The 20659-nt window shown below is 42.9% G+C and carries 17 protein-coding genes and 2 pseudogenes; 10 read left to right on the top strand and 9 right to left on the bottom strand.

The window, feature by feature from the left end:
• Positions 1-367: 367 nt before the first annotated feature.
• Positions 368-580: a hypothetical protein gene (locus V7L05_RS00795; RefSeq protein ID WP_335160882.1), complete on the top strand. Its 213-nt coding sequence runs from the start codon at positions 368-370 to the stop codon at positions 578-580.
• Between the two features lie 130 nt (positions 581-710).
• Here V7L05_RS00795 and V7L05_RS00790 read toward each other — a convergent pair whose 3' ends face one another.
• The 4 genes and pseudogenes from V7L05_RS00790 to V7L05_RS00775 form a co-directional block, all read right to left on the bottom strand.
• Complete coding sequence (locus tag V7L05_RS00790; RefSeq protein WP_335160880.1) at positions 711-1313, bottom strand: Uma2 family endonuclease; 603 nt, start codon at positions 1311-1313, stop codon at positions 711-713.
• Between the two features lie 85 nt (positions 1314-1398).
• Positions 1399-2217: a type 1 glutamine amidotransferase gene (locus tag V7L05_RS00785; protein ID WP_335160878.1), complete on the bottom strand. Its 819-nt coding sequence runs from the start codon at positions 2215-2217 to the stop codon at positions 1399-1401.
• Between the two features lie 38 nt (positions 2218-2255).
• Positions 2256-2726, bottom strand: a pseudogene (locus V7L05_RS00780) (DinB family protein).
• 116 nt (positions 2727-2842) lie between these two features.
• Positions 2843-4180: a Mur ligase family protein gene (locus tag V7L05_RS00775; RefSeq protein ID WP_335160876.1), complete on the bottom strand. Its 1338-nt coding sequence runs from the start codon at positions 4178-4180 to the stop codon at positions 2843-2845.
• Positions 4181-4597: 417 nt separating this feature from the next.
• On the opposite strand from V7L05_RS00775, the gene V7L05_RS00770 reads away from it, so the two are divergent.
• From V7L05_RS00770 to V7L05_RS00760, 3 genes are all read left to right on the top strand, one after another.
• Positions 4598-5185, top strand: coding sequence for a thylakoid membrane photosystem I accumulation factor (locus V7L05_RS00770; RefSeq protein WP_335160874.1), 588 nt, complete (start codon positions 4598-4600; stop codon positions 5183-5185).
• Between the two features lie 225 nt (positions 5186-5410).
• A complete protein-coding gene (locus V7L05_RS00765; protein ID WP_335160872.1) occupies positions 5411-6019 on the top strand; it encodes a hypothetical protein in 609 nt (202 codons plus the stop codon).
• Positions 6020-6104: 85 nt separating this feature from the next.
• Positions 6105-6302 (top strand): hypothetical protein, encoded by a 198-nt coding sequence (locus tag V7L05_RS00760; RefSeq protein WP_335160870.1) that lies wholly within the window; start codon positions 6105-6107, stop codon positions 6300-6302.
• Between the two features lie 376 nt (positions 6303-6678).
• On the opposite strand, the gene V7L05_RS00755 is transcribed toward V7L05_RS00760, so the two are convergent.
• Positions 6679-7353, bottom strand: a complete 675-nt coding sequence (locus V7L05_RS00755) for an O-methyltransferase (protein WP_335160868.1) — start codon at positions 7351-7353, stop codon at positions 6679-6681.
• 199 nt (positions 7354-7552) lie between these two features.
• The gene (locus V7L05_RS00750) at positions 7553-8440 is read right to left on the bottom strand and encodes an NAD(P)-dependent oxidoreductase (RefSeq protein WP_335160866.1); all 888 of its coding nucleotides are present in this window, start codon (positions 8438-8440) and stop codon (positions 7553-7555) included.
• Between the two features lie 793 nt (positions 8441-9233).
• Between V7L05_RS00750 and V7L05_RS00745 the strand changes: the two genes are divergently transcribed.
• Positions 9234-9761 (top strand): hypothetical protein, encoded by a 528-nt coding sequence (locus V7L05_RS00745; protein WP_335160864.1) that lies wholly within the window; start codon positions 9234-9236, stop codon positions 9759-9761.
• A gap of 241 nt (positions 9762-10002) precedes the next feature.
• Here the strand turns inward: V7L05_RS00745 and V7L05_RS00740 are convergent, their stop codons facing one another.
• Both V7L05_RS00740 and V7L05_RS00735 read right to left on the bottom strand, forming a co-directional pair.
• Positions 10003-11025 (bottom strand): isopenicillin N synthase family dioxygenase, encoded by a 1023-nt coding sequence (locus V7L05_RS00740; protein WP_335160862.1) that lies wholly within the window; start codon positions 11023-11025, stop codon positions 10003-10005.
• A gap of 124 nt (positions 11026-11149) precedes the next feature.
• Entirely contained in the window at positions 11150-12661 is a 1512-nt protein-coding gene (locus tag V7L05_RS00735; RefSeq protein ID WP_335160860.1) for a BamA/TamA family outer membrane protein, read from the bottom strand.
• A 173-nt stretch (positions 12662-12834) separates the two neighbouring features.
• Between V7L05_RS00735 and V7L05_RS00730 the strand changes: the two genes are divergently transcribed.
• The 3 genes from V7L05_RS00730 to V7L05_RS00720 are packed head-to-tail and all read left to right on the top strand — an operon-like array spanning position 12835 to position 14681.
• Positions 12835-13302: a DUF4870 domain-containing protein gene (locus tag V7L05_RS00730; protein WP_335160858.1), complete on the top strand. Its 468-nt coding sequence runs from the start codon at positions 12835-12837 to the stop codon at positions 13300-13302.
• 13 nt (positions 13303-13315) lie between these two features.
• Positions 13316-14431, top strand: a complete 1116-nt coding sequence (locus tag V7L05_RS00725; protein ID WP_442937821.1) for a Gfo/Idh/MocA family protein — start codon at positions 13316-13318, stop codon at positions 14429-14431.
• A 4-nt stretch (positions 14432-14435) separates the two neighbouring features.
• Positions 14436-14681, top strand: coding sequence for an HNH endonuclease (locus V7L05_RS00720; protein WP_335160856.1), 246 nt, complete (start codon positions 14436-14438; stop codon positions 14679-14681).
• 169 nt (positions 14682-14850) lie between these two features.
• On the opposite strand, the gene V7L05_RS00715 is transcribed toward V7L05_RS00720, so the two are convergent.
• Positions 14851-17568, bottom strand: a complete 2718-nt coding sequence (locus V7L05_RS00715) for a DUF3536 domain-containing protein (protein WP_335160854.1) — start codon at positions 17566-17568, stop codon at positions 14851-14853.
• Between the two features lie 574 nt (positions 17569-18142).
• On the opposite strand from V7L05_RS00715, the pseudogene cax reads away from it, so the two are divergent.
• Both cax and V7L05_RS00705 read left to right on the top strand, forming a co-directional pair.
• A pseudogene (cax, locus tag V7L05_RS00710) lies at positions 18143-19237 on the top strand (calcium/proton exchanger); the annotation flags it as partial.
• Between the two features lie 225 nt (positions 19238-19462).
• Entirely contained in the window at positions 19463-20602 is a 1140-nt protein-coding gene (locus V7L05_RS00705) for a serine/threonine-protein kinase (RefSeq protein ID WP_335160852.1), read from the top strand.
• Positions 20603-20659 lie beyond the last annotated feature (57 nt).

The following is a 20659-nucleotide window of genomic DNA, read 5'->3' as shown; positions in this document are numbered from 1 at the left end:
CACTAATATTTTGTACTACTCTCAACACCCGCCAAAGGTTAAAAACCTATAGCTAATGGCGAAAGTCCTCTTAAGAGGGCTAAATTCTTTCCAGGCTTAGGTTTTAGTCTACTTGAGTAGCTTTGGCTATTGGTTCCTAGAACTTCGAGTTTCAGGCGATCGCAGTTACTAATTAAGGATGCTGCAAGATATCAAAGCAATCTACTATCCTGTGTAACATTACACGAGTGCTAATAATTTTTACTGAATCTCAAAAGAATTTATCATTACCAATGGTTCAGATTGGCTTGTAAACGAGTCTTTTATACTCATTAATGAGGCTCGGAACTCCGTTAATGAGCCTTTGATACTCGTGAACGAGGATATTTTGCCGGTTAATGAGGATATTTTGCCGGTTCACGAGGATATTTTGCTAGTTCACGAGGATATTTTGCTAGTTCACGAGGATATTTTGCCGGTTCACGAGGATATTTTGCTAGTTCACGAGGATATTTTGCCGGTTCACGAGGATATTTTGCCGGTTCACGAGGATATTTTGCCGGTTCACGAGGATATTTTGCCGGTTCACGAGTCTTTGTAATTCGTCGATGAATCTCAAATACTCATAGACGAGTCTTTGAGACTCACTCACGAACACTTGGAACTTGTGAATGAGTATTTTAGCTTTGTGGATGAGTATTTCAGACTCGCGCACGAGTGTTTGTCACTCATTAATGATGTTCAGCAATTAAATTCAACTCTGGGAACGCTAGCGACTGAATGCGGTCATTTCCCCTAAATTGCCTAACTTGATACTCACCTTCAATTAGTTGGTAAATCGAGATGGTTGGTTGTTTAGGATTACCAATAAAGCGCCTACCACCTAAACCTAGATAGTCTACAATCCAATATTCTGGAATGCCTAAAGACTCGTAATCTTCTAGCTTCAAAGCATAATCATCACTCCAATTGGTAGAAACAACTTCTACAACCAACTTGACGGAACTACCCCGCGTAATGATAGATTCTTTATTCCAGCGAGGTTCATTCCTAACAGCTTTTCTATCAAGAACGATTACATCTGGTTCATAACCTGAATCAGTGTTAACTGACTTGATGATGCATTCTTTAGGGATAAAACAAGGAATGGACAAACGGGTGATTTCAATAAACAAAGAACCATTAATAAACCCAGCTATCTCTGAGTGCTTCCCTCTTGGCTTAGGCATTTCAACAATTACCCCATCATGTAGTTCATAATGCCTGTCTGAAGATTCGGCATACCAGGCGATAAACTCATCAAATGTTACTTGTTTGGTTAAGGCTTGAGTCATACTTTGCCCCCTTGCTTTATGTCAAATTTGACCCCTCTCCAAACCTCTGCCCGACACGGGGAGAGGCTTAATAAGCGAACTGAGGTTAAACTTTTGCCGCAGCAGCATTTGGTAAACTGACTTTTAACCGCTTAAACATCGCTTCCCGTGCTTGGACAGCAAGATTATCATCTAAAGGTTGCAAGGTAATTTCCTGCTGATACTTTAGCCGCAATGCTGTTTGAATTAACCAGTCGGCGACAAAAGGATTTTTCGGTAACAATGGCCCGTGGGAATAAGTAGCGATCGCATTCTGATAAAATGCTCCTTCTGTCCCATCTTCACCATTATTTCCCAAACCATACACCACTCGCCCCAATGCTTCCACTTTCCCTAGTTTGGTACGTCCACCGTGATTTTCAAAGCCTACCAAATATGGTGTGCTACCCGTCATTTCTTGTAAATCTCGCGCTAAACGAGAAGCTGTAACTTCAATTACTAAGTTGCCAATACAGCGCTTAGTATTTTCACCAGGATGAACGGAAACTAAATCGAGTATTCCCAAGCCTTCAATTCGTTGTCCTAAGCCGGGTTCATAATAGTGTCCCAGTAATTGGGGTGAACCACAGGTAAAGACTCCCGGTGTACCATTTTCGATTTTCTCGCGCATGGCGTCGGCTTTTGCACCTTGCAAATCACGCATGACAATTTCTTGCTGACGATCTTGTGCGCCACCACCAACTATGACATCTACAGTTTTAATATCTGCGGCTGTAGCATTTTGATCTAGGGGTAACACTTTAACATCGTATCCTCGCCACTGAGCGCGACGTTCTATAGTAATTACATTACCGCGATCGCCATAAGTACTCATCAGCGTCGGGTACAACCAACCAATTGTTAATTCCAAATTTTGAGAACTCATAAATAACTCTTGATTAATAACTAATAGTTTTTATCAACTTATGGTGAAATCACTCTGTGCATATCCAGACTTGGAGGAGCAATTTCTGTTTGGGTTAGCATATCGTGAATTTGTCCTCGGTGATGTGTCTGGTGGTTGAAAAAATGTGCTAGCAATAGATTCACCGGATCGCTATAAATTTTATCTTGACTATTTGTATAAGTAATTATTCCCTTCAAGAAGTCATCATCTAAATGATCAATAAATGCTGTGATGCGCTCATCTTATAAAACACGGACTGCACGCAATTCCTCAAATTTATCATAGAGGATAGCATCAAGTCTTTGAGATGACATCTCTTGACCTGTAAAGCGTCCCATCCAAATGCGATCGCCGATCATAATATGATTCAGCGTCCCATAAATACTTTTGAAAAATGCTGGTCGAGTTTGCTTGAGTTCTACATCTGAAAGTAGTGAACAAACGTCATATAACCGACGATTTGCCAGAGAATTGTAGCGTGAGAGCATCTGGAAGTGTTGAATGAGCATATCGCAAATTTAAGTGATTTATTTATGTCTTTGGGCATTGGGCATTGGGCATGAATTTTTTCCAATACCTAACTCCTAACTCCTAACTTCCGAATTTAAAGAATTTTCCGACCAGTCAAAACTTCTCGGACTTCTAACATCGCTGAATAGGTAGGCAGAATATGCAAAGTTTCATTCTCTGGTGTATGCTCTAATGCAGTAGCGATCGCCTGTCGCAAATCTTCTTCCACAATTAAATTTAACGTACTCTGAGGGGACTTTTCACTGTAACGTAGACGTAGAGCCAAATCGTAGACGCGATCGCCACTCACTACTAAAGTCCCTCCCCGTTCGACTAATTTCTCGGTATCCACGTCCCAAATCCAGGATACATCAGTACCATCGGGCGTGCGATCGTTCAATACTAGTAGTGTGGTTTTATCTGTGCTTTGAGTAACTACGCGAATGGTTTCATTGGTTCCCACAGGATTTTTTGATAATAATATCCGCACCCGTTTACCGTTAATTACTAAATCTTCAGCCCGACCAAACGCCGCTTGGAAATTGTTAATAGTATCTCTGATTGTTACTTCATCAACTCCCAACTCAATAGCCGCCGTAGCAGCAGCTAAAGTATTATATTTGTTGTACAAACCAACCAGAATTTGCGACCATTCACTACTTTCGAGAGTCGGTTTACTTTTAGTGAAACCACATTTGGGACAAGTAAAATCTCCCAAATGAGACAAATAAACACCCTTATAATCTAGAGAATGTCCACATCTGGGACAATAGATAGAATCAACAGCGTGAGGAATAGCTTCTAGATAATGTTCTGGTTCATTCAAGCCAAAGAATAACACCCGTTGGGGTAACTGCTGACCGAGGTTAGATAAAGTTGGGTCATCAGCATTGGAAATTACCACCGTTTCTACTGGTAGCGTAGAAATAACTTTTGTCCAACGCTTACTAATTGTGTCTACTTCGCCGTACCTATCGAGTTGGTCGCGGAACAAGTTTAAACAGAGAATGATTCGCGGTTGGAGTGGCGTTAACACTCTTGGTACAATATTTTCATCAACTTCCAAAATGGCGTAATCAACATCTAGTGTACCTAGTAAGTTGGTGCTTTCTAACAACGCACTCATCAAGCCATTTTCCAGATTTGCACCTGTAGAATTATGAGCGATGCGATAACCCTTGCGTTCTAGTATCGTGCATAAAAGTAGGGCTGTAGTGGTTTTGCCATTAGTACCAGCAATTAAAATCACCCCATTTTTAACTTGCTGACTCAATAACTCTAAAAGTCGGGGTTCAATGCCACGAGCGATCGCGCCTGGTAATACACTAGCAGCACCCAGACGCAAAAATTGCACAATAAACGTCACACTTTTCGCCACTGACACCGCGAAACCCAATCGCAGCCTATCTATGAATTGTATTTTGTTTCCCACATCTGTACCCTAGTCTTCTGGCGGTTGCTAATTGAAGTCTTGAAGTTGCAAATTTAATCTTGTGAGTTTAGCGAATCCTGGCTGAAAAAGCCAGCCATAGCAATTTTGGATTTGAGATTTTGCGGAAAGTTGCGTGGGCGGCTCTGCCGCGCCACTTCCTACAACGGGGGGAACCCCCGCAACGGAGTGGCTTGACTTGAGCAAACTTTCCAAGACGGATTTTAGATTGTTGAGCTTTACAGTTATGCTACTTTACCTCTGTTTTGACTTCCGCGTAGCGATACCAGCCACTTGCGAGAGATAATCTCAGTAGGCGTTATCTTAAAAAATAGTGCGCGGGTGTAATTACATATGCAGCCCAGTTTGCTGAATTCAGCACAAACTTACGACAAGTAGTAGCTTGCAAGGTTCCTTTTGATGAATAGCACAAAGTTTCTTTTTTTACATAAACAAATTACTAGCTGGCGAAAGTGGTTGTCCAAATGCCTGTTGTTGCTTGCAAGTCTGTTCATTCTCAGTATGCAACCTGCCTATGCTGGTCTTAATAATGATTTATATGATGGCAACATCTTTGTCGTTTATGCTGGCAATGGTTCATTGGTTCCTCCCAGACAGACACTAGCGCAGTCTTTAGCGCAACATAAACCCGTATTTTTGGCCTTTTATCTGGATGATAGCAGCGATTCTAAAAGATACGCTATTTCCATTTCACGGGTACAGGAATTCTATGGTCGGGTAGCAGAGATTATGCCGATTAATGTAGATACTATCCCACCGAAACAGAGCTACGACCCTACAGAACCAGGATATTACTATTCTGGGAGTGTTCCTCAAGTCGTGGTGTTTAATAAATCAGGTGAGGTAGTTTTGAATAAGAAAGGTCAAGTAGCTTTTGAAGAGATAGACGATGAATTTCGCAAAATCTTTGATTTGTTACCACGCACGGAAACAGCACAGCTAAAGCGACGAGCCTTCAATGAGTTCAGTAGTGAGTTAGCTAGGTAACTTATGGGGTAGACCAAATTGGTCTGCCCTAATTTTTAGTGCGATCTGTTACGACATTTCTGCCCATGCCAAAGGATAATATTTAAATATCTGTATTAACAGATTAGAAAGTTAATCCATAGTCTATAGTCCGTAACAAATGACTAATGACCAATGACCAATGACCAATGACCAATGACCAATGACTAATGACCAATGACCAATGACTAACTAGAGTGTATTCTGATGTCAAAGGTTTACACGACCCAGGAGCTAATTCAAATTTTGGCAGCTGAACGCCAAGCTTGCCTGAATGGAAAACGCCTAAAATTAGAAATAACAGTCTCTGGCAATCCTCTAATTGACCAGTTTCTCAGAACTGATGGGCTGCAACAGTTCACTGCCTATCAAGATTTCAAAACTGCAATTCATGACTATCAGAGGGAAAATCAAGTTTCAGGTATTATCTGGCGCGAGGTAACAGTCAAAGGTAAAAACTTGAACTATCCTCAACTAGACACCGAGTTAATAGCCCTCATCAGTGACTTAGAGATATTAAAAGCTGCTAAAAGTTCCATCGTAGAATTTTGGGATGAAGTCTCTATGGGGATGGATTTATACTTGAGTTTCAATAATAGTAAACAATACCAACAAATTGTCACATCTGATGTAAAGAGAATTGTTCAAAGAACAGAATGGGCAAGTTTGTGCAAGTGGGAAAATTCTAGCTTTTTGGAAATGATTTTGCAGCTAGGATGGGGTAAACCAGAAGAAGCTTATTATAAACGAGGAAGACCGCGATCGGGTAGTGAATATATTCATGCAGTCAATCCTGGTAATCGCCCGATTGGTTGACCGGAATTCCTTTCCTTAGTAAAGCTACGGTGTACATACAAGTCCTAAAAACTTAGCTTGATAAGGCTTTGCTCATTCTCATGCAATGGCATTGTCAGTCGATGCAATGGCACTATCAGTCGATGCAATGGCATTGTCAGTCGATACAATGGCATTGTCAGTCGATGCAATGGCATTGTCAGTCGATACAATGGCATTGTCAGTCGATACAATGGCATTGTCAGTCGATGCAATGGCATTGTCAGTCGATACAATGGCATTGCAGGTTAAAACTTGTGTGTAGACTGTAGCCTTAGTAAAAAAAGGGATGTCCGTCAGGACAGGGTAAGGTTTTTGTTTTGGGTTAGGACTTACGCAAAGCTACACGCGCTTAGAGCAATTCATTAATTGCTTCTAAGGGACTTCCAAATAAAAAAATATCCAATTATTTATTGTGGGGTGGGCATCTTGCCCGCCCAATAGCCAAAGGCGGGCAAGATGCCCACCCCACAAGATTGAATAATTTATTTCTTGCAAATCCCTAAGAAGAAAATCAGGATTTCGGCTATTGTTTGCGTAAGTCCTGTTGAGTAATTCGATTAGGCAATTTAGCTAATCCTAGAACCATGAATGCTTTCCAACAAGCGCTAGATTACCCTGATTCTCCCCGGCTCAATGCCCTATTGGTCAGTGGTGACGATCGCGATCGCAAAACCGTCATAACCTTTGCTGCCCACGGTTTGGATTGCGGTGGCGCACACACGCGGCTCAGAGGCAAGCAATTCGTTAAAGCGGCGCACTCCCTGGACGCTAGGATCGCTGCTGCTTTGATCAATTACCGCTCCGTTACGCACGACATTATCGGCAATGATCAGGCTGCCGCGACGGGAAAGCTTGAGCGCCCACGCGAAGTAATGCGGATTGTTTGGCTTGTCAGCGTCAATGAAGATCAGGTCAAATGGGCTGTTACCCTCGGCGGCAATCTGTGGCAGCGTCGAGAGTGCCTGTCCGAGGCGGAGGTCAACAATGTCGGCTAGACCAGCGTGGGCGATGTTGGCGCGGGCGACTTCGGCGTGCTTTGGGTCAGCCTCCAGCGTGATCAGACGACCGTCGCTGGGTAGCGCCCGCGCCAGCCAGATAGTACTGTAGCCGCCCAGCGTGCCAATCTCCAGGATGGTTCGCGCCCTTTGAATTTGCGCCAACAGCAGCAGCAGTTTGCCCTGGTTTGGCGAAACGTTGTGTGGCGGCAGTCCGGCCGCAGCGCTGGTCTGGAGCGCCGCATCCAGTGCGGGGTCGGGCGGCACAAGCAGATCGGTAAAGTAACGATCAACCGCAGTCCATTGCTCTTGAGTCATCAGATTCCTCGCTTTTTTCCCTATCCATCTATAGTGTTTCCTAATCTAGTGACATACAGCTAACCTCACCCCGATAAAGCTGTGCTTTATCTGAACCGTGTTGCTTTATCTCCCCTCTCCTTAGTAAGGAGAGGGGTTGGGGGTGAGGTTTTGATATGATGTAAGCACACACCTGAGAACCGCTATAAAATACTCAAGATTAGGTGTCAGAGCTTGCTTGGTTAGAAAGGATTGTAATGATTTCATTCAAGGGGCGATCGCGATCGCATTCTTCTGGTGTTTCCTTACCCAAGGAGGTTTCTTTCACCAACCGATAAACATCGGCTGCTCCGTAAAAAATGCGCTCAGTCAGACCTAACTCTTTAAAGGTTTCTGCAATCTCTTCCATTTCTCCTATCCAACGATGCGCTTTCGGTGTCATCGATGGAATGGAACGCGTTAAAATGCTAGCAAGTTCCTGTTGGCTACTAGACACTTCATCCCATAGTTCCTGATCCAACCCTAAACGATGGGCTGCAATTAGTAATTCTGTGCCGATTGCTGTCAGTCCTTTTGTCAGGGCTGCATAGGACATTTTCAACCCGGAAGCTTGACCAATTTCATCACCAATCACCCGCACATCCAAGCCATGATCTCGCAGTTGTTGGAGTTGATTGGCCTGTTTTCCCGAAGTATAAATGCGGGTGCGATTGGGAACTCGCGGTGGTGGGCCAATAATTGATGCATCTACGAATGTTCCCCCAACTGATTCAATAAGTTGAGCAATATTTATGACTTTTTGGGGTGCGATCGCATTACAGTCAACGTAGAGAATCGATTTACCAACATTGCTGATCACCTCAGCTACTTCCTTTGCTGCTTGGATGGCGGCTGCGGGGACTAGAATTGATAAGATTACATCAGATTCAATTACCAGTTGTGTGAGAGAACCCACATCTTGGATGTTGGCTGCGGCTGCTAATTGCCGAGTTCGTTCACTGCGATCGTCTAGAGCCGCAATAGTTTTCAATCCATGTTGATTGAGAACAGCTGCGATCGCTTGTCCCATATCACCTGGACTTAAAATACCAATAGTTTGGATAGGCATGGAAAGTTTTATATTTACTTTGTGGCTGACAAGTTAATTTGTGGTAATTGAGTCGTCAACAAACTCCGATAAATTGATATAGATGCCGTATTTAAATCAAACCACGGATCAGCTTAACAAGCAAGCTACCTGCTGAGAGAGTTTCAAGCCCTGATAGAGATTTTGATGGATTGCAATTCGCAGTGTGGAAATATTTAGCCTCTGAAACTTTACGTTTTAATTCCTAATAGACATCTCCAAAAAATGCCAATACCACTCTGTGAGGGAACTCCAACAAGCGATCGCCAATTGCAAACCTCACTCAGTTTCAACGCCAAAATAAGGATTTGAGGTGCGGTGGATAATACCACCCATCGACTCTAACAGGGTTAGTCATTAATCAACGAAAATCGGCGGGAATCCCATCCCTTCAAGGGGTGGGAGGGATAGCCGCCCGCCGATTTAGTCATTAGTTATTAGTCATTAGTCATTGGTACTAATGACTAATGACTAATGACTAATGACTTCGATTTGCCCCCGGCTTCAAGCCGGGGGATGAGTTAAATTAAACATATATTTTCTTCAAAAACCGCTTTCAGCTAATTGTATAAACTTTACATTATATAAGCGCTAATTAACCTCAAAGCCTTTATAAATGAAGGATAAAAATCTAATTTACTGATAAGCATAATTTTGTATGTTATATTGGCTACCTCAATATTGTGCTAAGATAACGGAATGAATTCCACTTACAATTCGAGTCTCAATCGTATTACCTTAACGCATAACTAATCTAGTAATTACTGTGGTCAAGATGATGAAAGAATTGAAGCAGGCTTTTCTGGCTATTCTAATGGTGTTGGGTGTTATTGGCTCTGTAGCACTCGGTTCAAAAATAAGTTTTGCTATGACTCGACTGGCGCAAAACAATGAGCAGCAAATACCAGAAACAAAGCCACCTTTACCTAGTAAATACAGCGATAACTCAAATAAGCTTGATAGCGAACTGAAGCTCAAAACGCAAGATGACGTAACCAAGCTTTTAGGCAATCGGAAAATTAAAGAAATTAAATTCCTAAAGTGGAAAGATGCTAAACCACTAAACGAAGATAATCCCAATATCGACGGCAACCGTAAGGTTTGGAAAGTTACAGCTGATTATCTAGGCGGCATCGACTTTGACAGTGGGCGTTGTAAATCAAATGCCAAGTTGACTCAAGTGCTGGATGCCGAGACTGGTGATAATCTAATGCTTGAAGTACGTTGCCCTAAAGGTAACTTTGAGTCTGGTTTTCCTAAGCCTACTGCTGAAGAGTTAAGGATATTGGAAAACTCTAGGTAACTATAGGACTCATATTTGATTTTTGAAAAAAACTCAGTACACTTGTTATAAGAGTGCGATCGCATTACAGTCAACAAACTCTGATAAATTGATATAGATCCCGTATTTAAATCAAACCACGGATCAGCTTAACAAGCAACCTATCTGCTGAGAGAGTTTCAAGTCTTGATAGGGATTGTGATGGATTGCAATAGTAGCTACTCGTGGTAGAAGTGAGAAAGCGAGATGACTTATTGAAACCCTATAATATCAATCGCCGCAACTCTGGAAAAACCTTAGACACCTTACTCAACACATAATCACCATAGGTTCCACGAAAATCATGAACGTTAGCTTGATCCCAGCGATCGCCTATATAATCATTCGCTACTATATTATCTAATTCAATCGGCTTCACTTCTACATCGAAATTGGGATCGAAAAAGAAGGGGAACGAAAGGCGATGATTTTGGGACTGGTTTTGTACACGGTGAGGTGTAGAACGATACAAACCTGCGGTCATCTTCTCTAACATATCGCCAATGTTGCACACAAAGGAACCGGGAACGGGAGGCGCAGCAACCCAACCTGACTTGGATTTAACCTCTAATCCACCTGAGTCGTCTTGCTTGAGAATGGTCAGAACGCCATAATCAGTATGTTCGCCAACGCCCCATATTGGTTGACCATCTGACGGTGATAAATTTGGAGGATAGTTGAAGATGCGAAACAGCACTAAAGGATGTGAGGTATAACGGTCAGCAAAATAGGATTCTTCCAATCCCAAACTCAGGGCTATACCAATCATCAGAGTGTGTCCCAAGTTTGTCATCGCCTCGATATATTCAAGCACTGTTTCGCCAAATTCGGGGATATTGGCGGGGAAGAGGTTGGAACCATGCATAGGAGTACCAGCTTGTACTAGTGGGTGTTCTTCTCCCAGTTCGGCGCCAAAGTAAATACCTTCTTTCAAGTCGGGTTTACCGGATGTCAGTTCGCCACCAACGGGGAAATAACCTCGCCATGCAATACCAGCCAAAGCCATGCGGATTTTAAGTTTAGTTTCCAAATCCTGGGCGAAAAACTGGCGGCTGAGTTCTTCGAGTCGCTGCTGCAAATTTTCGTCTACGCCATGCCCGATAATATAGAAAAACCCCGATTCTCGACACGCTTGTTTGATTTGAGAGGCGAGGGAATAGTAATCGCCTTTTCCAGAAACTAGTGCCTGAATATCAATAATCGGGACGTATGAAAACTCTTTTTCTACAACTTGCAAGTTTTTCATGTTATGGATTTAGTTTTTTTCGCTCAACTAATCCCCACAAGGAGGCTTGAAATGGATTGTGGGAAGAGAAGATTTAAACGCAGAGGAACGCAAAGTAAAAACTAATTATCAATTACAGTTGGGATTAAAATCGCTGACCTGTGGTAACTTCAAATCTAACTTCTCCTTGGTCGCTAATTCCTAAGTCGCCTCGAATCAGCCCAAAGGATGACTTGACTCGCAATCCTAAGCCGTAACCAAAGCCACTTCCAGGTTTGTCTCGCAGCACTCCTGGTTCTCCTAGCACGGTGTCGCTAGACCCGAAATCTGAGGCGAAGTCAGTAAAGAAAACTCCTCCTATGGACTGAAAAATTGGGAACCGATATTCCACCGAAGCTAAACCATAACTCCGTCCACTGGCAACTTTACCATAACCGTAACCTCTGACAGAATCTAGCCCACCAATATTAAAGGCATCAGCTGGGGGAAAGTCTCCAATAGTTGTACCAATTTGTAAATTAATCGCCAACATTTCGGGATTATCGCTTGGTCTACCTTTACCTATCCAACTGACTGGTAAATACTGAATATAGTCTCCGCGTAGGCGGTTGCTGGAAATATTGCCCAATCCAATGGGAATCGCTTGTTCTGTGCTGAGAGTGAGGATTGATCCTTGAGTTGGATTGTCTTTGCGATCGCGTTGATCTCTGGATACAGCAAATGATACTGTAAATAGGTCATCAATGCCAGTACCGCTCACAGATAGGGGACTCCCTAAGCTATCGACCTGTGCAACGTTATATTCGTGATCGCGTAGGCTAATTCTGGTATAGTTGAGTGCTACTGATGTATCCCAGTTATCAAAAGCTCCTAAAACTGCCACAGAACCGCCAAATCTTCCCTCCCGCACTTTGTCGCCGTTAGCTAATCTGATATCTTCGTTGAAGGTTCCCGATATATCTCGATGCCGAAAAGCTCTAATGCTATAGCCTAAGCGGTTTGGTTCTCCAGGACGATAAGGGCTAGTGAATTGACCATTAAACTGGACATCTTTAGTGCTTATCTGCACAACTGTATCTAATTTATCGTTAAGACCACTGATATTTGCATCTTTATAACCCACCCGACCGTATAGCCCAACATCATCGTTATTACCGCCTCCTAAGATTAGAGAAGGGAAGCTACGCTCTTTGATTTCATAGATGATATTAACGCTGGAGGTATCTTCTTCTCGGTAAACATTGACTTGATTAAATGACTCTAATCTCCTCAATCGTTGCAAGTCTGCTGCAAGTAAATCCTCACGAAATACCTGACCGGGTTTGAGTCTGAGCAGACCCATGATAAAATCCTTCTGTGTACGCCCTTTGATCGGCTGACCTTTATCATCGAGCAATCCACCTTTTTGATTAATAAAGCGAATCTGGATATCTTTGACAACTTTCTGAGAAAATTCCATCGCCTGGGTATCTACTGAAGAGGCTCGTATATAATCACCATATTTGGCATACCCTCCCTCTCTCTGGATCGTAGCTTCCGGTGTCACAATACTACTAGCCCCATCCGGAGTAGGAGATTGCAAGTCTGCAAGGGCTTCCCGATTTTCCATACCCACTAAGATTACTGCGATCGCAACTACAGTTATTTGAACTAGCATATTGAAAATCCGTTAGTCTTATTAAGCTTACGACATAGAAGTTGATTTAGACCCAGGAAAAGGCATAGTCTGGGAAATAGAACCAATCCGTGAAAATTATGAGCGAGAAATACTCAGATTTAAGCTCTTGTTTGGCTTTTTTATTTGTTAAATCCACTTACATATAAAAAGCCATGAGAGAAAAACCTAAACAACAAATGCGTATCTGGGCGATGTTGTGTCATTTTTCAGCTTTGTTAGGGTGGATGTTATTGTTTTTTTTGATATTTATTGACATACCTTTATATTTACCTTTAAATCTTTTGGCTCCACTGATGATTTGGCGATTTAAAAAAGCACAATATCCCTGGATTGATTTTCAAGGAAAGGAATCCTTGAATTTTCAAATTACTTCGACATTATATACCTTGCTTTTCATAGCAATCTCCTCATTTTTAGTATTAACTAGTTTTAGTTGGGTACTGACTCCTAATAGTTCAGTTAATCAAGTAGAAATAACTCTAGACAGCTTAATAATTGTGTTCACGTCATTAATATTATTAATCCTAATAGTCCAATCATTTATAGGGACTTTTGCTGCTATCAAAGCTTACAATGGTCAGCATTATCGTTATCCTTTTACCATTAGAGTTTTGCGATAAAAAATAATTAAATATGGGAGAAAATAATGATATGATTGGAATTGCGATCGCTGGCACTGGATTTGGTCAAAAAGTCCACATCCCTGGATTCCAAGCACATCCTCAAACTGAGGTAGTTGCTGTTTATCACCGAGATATAAATAAAGCTAAAGCTATAGCAGAATCCCATAATATCCCCCACGCTGACGATTCACTTACAAATATTCTCGCATTACCAGAAGTGCAAGCAGTTAGCATCTCTACGCCGCCATTTTTGCACTATGAAATGGCAAAAACTGTACTGCAAGCTGGGAAACATTTATTACTAGAAAAACCGATAACCTTAAATGCAGTTGAAGCTAAAGAACTTTATCAGTTAGCTAAAGCAAAAGGCGTGATTGCGACTGTAGATTTTGAATTTCGCTTTGTACCAGCATGGCAGTTGTTTGCGGAATTATTGTCAGAAGATTATGTGGGTAAGTTACGCTTAATTAAAATTGATTGGTTAGGTTCTTCTCGTGCTGATACTTCACGCCCTTGGAATTGGTATTCTGACAAAGATAAAGGAGGCGGTGCTTTGGGATCTTTAGGTTCCCACGCCTTCGATTACATTCACTGGTTATTCGGGCCAGTCAGTAGATTAAACGCTCATTTAACTACTGCTATTCCCACGCGAGTTGACCCTGTTAGTGGGGAATCTAAGCCAGTAGATAGCGATGACAACTGTATATTAACGCTGGAATTGGCAGATGGTACACCTTGCCAACTTTCGATCAGTGCGGTTGTTCATGCACCAAGAACCCATTGGGTAGAAGTATATGGCGCTCGCGGTACATTAATTATGGGTAGTGAAAATCAAAAAGATTATATACATGGTTTTCGTGTTTGGGGTTCCCAGCCAGGTAAACCCTTAACGGAAATAGAAATACCGAATCGGTTAATTTTTCCCAAAAATTATGCCGATGGGCGCATTTGTGCATTTATCCGCGTCGTAGACCAATGGCTGCAAGGAATTGACCGCAATCAGGAGATTATACCATCGCTACGAGAAGGAATTTATTCTCAGTTGTTGATGGATTTATCCCATGAATCTCATACAAAAGCAACTTGGGTAGATGTACCTAGCTTGTCAGAATTTCTTCGCAACTAAGGAAATGAGCAAAACTCCCCGCATTCGTATGCCGCCAGAAGTAAAGAAATATGTTTTTCAACGTGACAAATACCAATGTCAAAACTGCGGTAAAACTACTGTAGAAACTAACCTCAGCGTTGACCATATCATTTCCCTTGCCCGTGGCGGTCAAAATGATATCAGCAATCTCCAAACTCTGTGTTTAAGCTGCAATCAGCAGAAAACAGACAACTTTGATCCCCGCTTCCGGCGCCATTTTGATTTATAACGGTTCTCGTGTGGATGCAATAAAGCCGGGCGAATAGAATTCGCGGCTACACAAACAAAGTCCGCCTCCGCGGACTAAGGAAAAATTGAGGATTTGAAACCCACGGAGGTGGGTAAAGTCTCGTGTAGACGCGGTTTCTAACCGCCCTTTTAACTGTGCCTCCCTACAGCTATCCCAATTGATTTGAAATCATGCTGACATCAACGGCTAACTTTTTGCCCAACTTGAGCAACTGAAGACACTGATTATCTCCTTCATTGTCAAGGTTAGTGAGACACACCGGCTCTATCTCACTTTGCAGACAACTAAAATATAGTTCTTGCGATCGCTGTAGGGAAATGTCAATATTTAGTTGATCCCCGACATCAATCAACCGCTCTAATAGTTGGATATCTGCATTAAAACTACCATTGGCATCGTGTAACAATTGCCAGAGCGATCGCGCAATTAACTGTTCTAACATCTGCTTACCGTCGGGAATATTCAGCCGACAACGCAGATGTTTTGCTTCAGTAGCGATCGCCTCTAATTCTAAGATGTGATTCCAACTCTTTTGGGGATCAGCGATATCTTGCTCAAGCGATCGCAATGTCATCAAGCAGCGATGCCCTAAAGCTATATCTGCTGCAACCTGCAATTCTTGCGGTACTGCTAGTTCATCTCGATGAAACGCCATCAGCACCCCATAATTATCGCGGTAGGCTTGAGTATAAAGCTGTCCTAAACGTGTCAGTGTTTCCTGACTAAGCAGCCCCATAATCCGGTGGCGTTCTTCAGCAAATAGATTTTGCAAGCTGAAAGCTTCTTCTCCAAATAGCTGTGTCATCACCAAGATAGTATGAGCCGCACTAGCTTGTTGCAATGCCCGAAACAGCTTTTCTTTGAATTGGCTGTAGTCACGCCGCCCAGTAAATTGTTGAATGCAGCAGTGGAAATCCCAGCCTCCCAAATGCAGAACTGCAAATACCAAATGCTCACTTTCCCAAGTAATTTCTGATACCAGCTTTAAATTTCCCACAGCCAGAGTTAGCGATCCCATCCGTTGCAGTTGGTAATCTAGCTCATTGGCAGCGTAGCAATAAACCCGCTTATGGTAACGCCCAGACTGTTTGTCAGCAGCATCTTTTCTCGGCAAAGAATTGTGCGTCTCTGCTGGTTTGTGATTGTTAAATAACGAAGTAATGGCGTAATGGGCTGCTACTTGCTTGAAACCAAGCTGGGCAGTTAACACGAGTTGCCGATAAATTTCCGCACCGTGTTTGAATTCATCCACATTACTAGGGGCTAAACCAAGACGTTTGACGAAGCCTTTTTCCAACTGCACACCTGCCACATCCCCTGCCAATTCCAAAGCACGGGCGGCATAGCGCAGAATTTGTGTCCCCTCTGGACGGGAAATTTCTTCAAAAAACCAACCGCAGCTAGTGAACATCAATAAAGCGTGACGCTGCATTTCCAACAGGCGCAGAGCGTCTACTTGTTCGGCTGCCGTTAGTTTGTGGGTTTGATGACGGGAGAGAAAACGGTTAACATTGGCAGCAGAGCGATCGCGCATCACTTGGATATATTCATCTCGTGTTTGCCAGGGATCACGAAATAACTGTCTACCATGTTCCTCATACACCTCAGTTAGCTGATCCCGCAGCCAATTTAGGGCATCTCGCAAGGGACGACGCCATTTCTGATGCCAAACACCGCCCTCTCCACCGCAACCACAATCATCTTCCCATCTGCCGACACCGTGGGCGCAACTCCAGGCTGTGACTGACTTCAATTCCACTTCCCAACTGGGAGAATTTAGGCTGAGGTAGTGAGCGAAGTTCGTCACCGTCCAACCTTGTTGGGGAAACTCTTTGGTAAAGGCGTAGGCTAAAGTTTTCTCAGTTCCCTTCTTGTGGTGTCCAAAGGTTTCCCCATCTGTCGCCACAGAAATCAACTGTGCTGGACGATGATCCCCACGCACTGCTGAACCGATACGTCCGGCAAAGCGACTGGAATTATAAACGACATCACTAAAACCCATGTCCCGCGATATCGGCCCATCGTAGAAGAAGATATCAATGTAGGGTAATTCTTCTGTACTACTATCCTTGGGGCTAGTAGCGATCGCACTCAGAGGTGAAGATGATATGTCTAGTGTGGGCTGCAAATAACAACGATAGGGACGGGTGGAATCAATTTGACTACCACCGACTTCGATCCATTCAGGATGGGAATGATCTTGAGTGGGGAGGGGACGACAACGCAGCGCCTGAGACGGTGCAAGGATAATGAAACGAATACCTTCGGCAACAAGAGCTTCTAGGGTGGCATAATCTACAGCAGTTTCTGCTAGCCACATCCCTTCGGGATCGCGGCCAAAGCGGGAGCGGAAGTCTTCTTTACCCCAGCGAATTTGGGTATATTTGTCGCGTTCGTTCGCCAGAGGCATGATGATGTGATTGTATACTTGCGCGATCGCATTGCCGTGACCATGCAAGCGATCGGTACTCTTCGTATCCGCCTCTAAAATTCGCTGATAAACCTCTACATCGTAGCGTTCTAGCCACGACATCAGCGTTGCCCCAATATTAAAACTGAAATACTCATAATTGTTGACGATCTCCACCACTTCGCCTTGGTCATTTAAGACTCTGGCAAAGGCATTTGGGCGATAGCATTCCCAATGAATCCGCTCATTCCAGTCATGGAAAGGTGCAGCGCTCGGTTGGCGTTCAATTGCGTCCAGATAAGGGTTTTCCCTTGGTGGCTGGTAAAAATGACCATGCACCGTCACATAAACACCATTAGCCTTTCTCAGGGGATCGGTTTCTTTGGTGTTATTGGGATCTGAATGTAATGTTAACGTTGAGCCAGAGCCAGCTGGCATTTGGGCAGCAGAAGTCATGTATATTTATCCAAAAACAAAAAACTTGCAGTTGCGCTGAAAATTCTGTGTGTAAACCTTTCTACAATGGTTTTCACACACAATCCGCTATAAACAACAACTATGGAATTCAACCAAATTTTCGACAAAGGGGTTTTATTGTAGGGGGAAATCTGCGTTATCGCATAGCGCAAAGTCCGTTGGGCGGCTCTGCCGACTTAAAGGAACTTTGCAAGACAGCCCTTTCCCTGAAAGCTCAAAGTAATTAGCCATTCACCAAAGCCTCAGTTAGGGGTTTTCTCTTCTTGGGCGCCAATCAAAATTTTAATTGTCTTTTAATTTATTAAACCCCATTTTTGGTTTAAAATTTTGGCTCAAATTCATACTTTTGCAACAAAAGATTACAAAAACTCATTATATCGCAATCTTATTTTACACAACATCCGCAGCAGTGAACTGAAAACAGTAAAATTTCTGAATTGGTCGTCTATAGACGCTTGAGAGTATCCTATGGAAGTGCTGAGTACTGAGTTGTAGGGGCAATTCATGAATTGCCCCTACAACTCTCCGATAAGATACCCTCAACTCAAGACAACAAATGTCAACTAAAAACATTATTCTTCTGACTTTATTACTGTTTATCCCGGTTTCCCTAGCAGCCCACTTTCTGGAATGGGGAGAATTGATAGTTTTCATTACAGCTGGATTAGCAATTCTGCCCTTAGCAGCTTGGATGGGTACAGCCACAGAAGAAATTGCTGTCGTAGTGGGGCCATCATTGGGGGGCTTGTTAAACGCCACCTTTGGCAATGCTACAGAACTAATCATCGCCCTAATAGCGCTGAACGCTGGGTTGATAGATGTAGTCAAAGCCAGTATCACGGGATCGATTATTAGCAACTTACTACTGGTGATGGGTTTTTCCATGCTTTTGGGAGGACTGCGCTACAAAGAACAGACATTTCAGCCAATTGTGGCGCGGGTGAATGCTGCTTCGATGAATTTGGCGGTGATTGCCATTTTGATGCCAACAGCGATGAATTATACTTCTCAAGGAATTAACGAAGAAACACTGCAAAATCTTTCTATTGCTGTTGCTGTAGTTTTAATCCTGGTTTATGCCCTAACACTGATATTTTCGATGAAAACCCACTCCTATCTATATGATGTGGGTGTAGCGGAGATAGAAGCAGAGGAAATCCCTCACGGTAAACCAAATATGGCGTTGTGGGTTGGTGTGCTGCTAGTATGCACCTTGCTGGTGGCAATTGAGTCAGAAATGCTAGTCGATTCTCTGGAGGTGGCGACATCTCAGCTAGGTTTGACGGCGCTGTTTACAGGGGTGATTTTGGTTCCCATCGTCGGTAACGCGGCTGAACACGCCACAGCAGTCACCGTGGCGATGAAAAATAAGATGGATCTTTCCGTTTCGGTAGCTGTGGGATCGAGTATGCAGATTGCCCTATTTGTCGCGCCCGTGTTGGTAATAGCAGGGCGGATATTGGGTAAACCAATGGATTTGGATTTCAAACCCTTTGAATTAGTAGCTGTGGTTGTGTCAGTGTTGATTGCAAACAGTATTAGTTCCGATGGTAAGTCCAATTGGCTGGAAGGCACTTTGTTATTAGCTGCCTATACAGTGTTGGGGTTCGCCTTCTACTTCCATCCAGTTATGGATGCTGTGGGGTAGTTAGCAGCGCCGCAGCTACGCCCGTCGTAGACATCGCTTTGGGTTAATTTTAGATTTTAGATTTTAGATTGTTTTGGTTCATGCCAAACTAACGTCCCGCTACGCGTTTTTACCCATTGTGGGTGACACAAATCCAAAATCCAAAATTTAAAATCCAAAATCTGTTGATTACACCCTTTTGCCTGGGACAGGAGAAAATAGAGATATATAAGAGCGATCGCCTGTATGAGCTACTGCCTTAATCCCCATTGTCCCAAGCCGGAAAATCCTAATGATGTCAAGTTTTGCCGGACTTGCGGTTCTAAGTTACTCCTCAAAGAACGTTACCGTGCTATCAAACCAATCGGACAAGGTGGTTTTGGCAAAACCTTCTTAGCTGTGGATGAGGATAAACCCTCAAAACCACGCTGCGTGATTAAGCAATTTTATCCTCAAGCCCAAGGCACTAACACTCTTGCAAAAGCCGTGGAATTATTTAACCAAGAAGCGGTGCAGTTAGATGAATTGGGCAAACATCCCCAAATTCCCGAACTACTGGCATATTTTACCCAAGAAGACCGACAGTATCTTGTACAAGAATTTATCGACGGGCAAAACTTAGCCCAGGAATTAGTACATCAAGGTGCTTTTAGTGAAATGCAAATCTGGCAATTACTAAATGATTTATTATCAGTATTACAATTTTGTCATGCTAGACACGTAATTCACCGCGATATTAAGCCAGAAAATATTATTTTACGCCAGAGCGATCGCAAACTAGTATTAGTAGATTTTGGTGCTGCTAAATCTGCCATTGGCGCTGCCTTAAATCAAACTGGGACTAGTATTGGTAGTCCAGAATATGTTGCACCTGAACAAATGAGAGGTAGGGCTGTTTTCGCCAGCGATATTTATAGTTTGGGTGCTACTTGTATTAATTTATTAACAGTGCGATCGCCCTTCGATTCCTATGATACTAACAACGGTACATGGGTTTGGCAGCAATACTTGCAAACTCCCATTACTAATCAGTTAAGTCGCATTCTCAACAAAATGCTAGAAAGTATCCCAATTCGGCGTTATCAAACAGTAGATGAAGTTCTCAAAGACTTAAATCAACAGTCACCAGTTGCAGCCACGCCAGCGATAGCGCCAAAACCTATCCATCAATCACCACCCAATTATCCACCCAATTTTGTATCGAAATCTCCTAGTCAAGTTGAGAAAGAATTAGAGGAAATGAAAACCCAATTTTTGGGTAACAGCAAACCTCAACCAAATAAAATACAGCCACCAAACCCCACATCTCAGCCTGCTAGTAAAAGCAAAATAGATGAAGAATTAGAAGAATTAAAAGCTAAATATCTTGGTAAAAATAACCCCTAAAATCAATAAACAGTAGAGAATTGCTATTATCCTTCTCTCTTCCTCTGCGTTCTCTGC

Source organism: Nostoc sp. (assembly GCF_036917755.1).
Classification (GTDB): domain Bacteria; phylum Cyanobacteriota; class Cyanobacteriia; order Cyanobacteriales; family Nostocaceae; genus Nostoc.
Note: the sequence above shows the minus strand (reverse complement) of the source record. Positions and strands in the feature narration are given on the sequence as shown.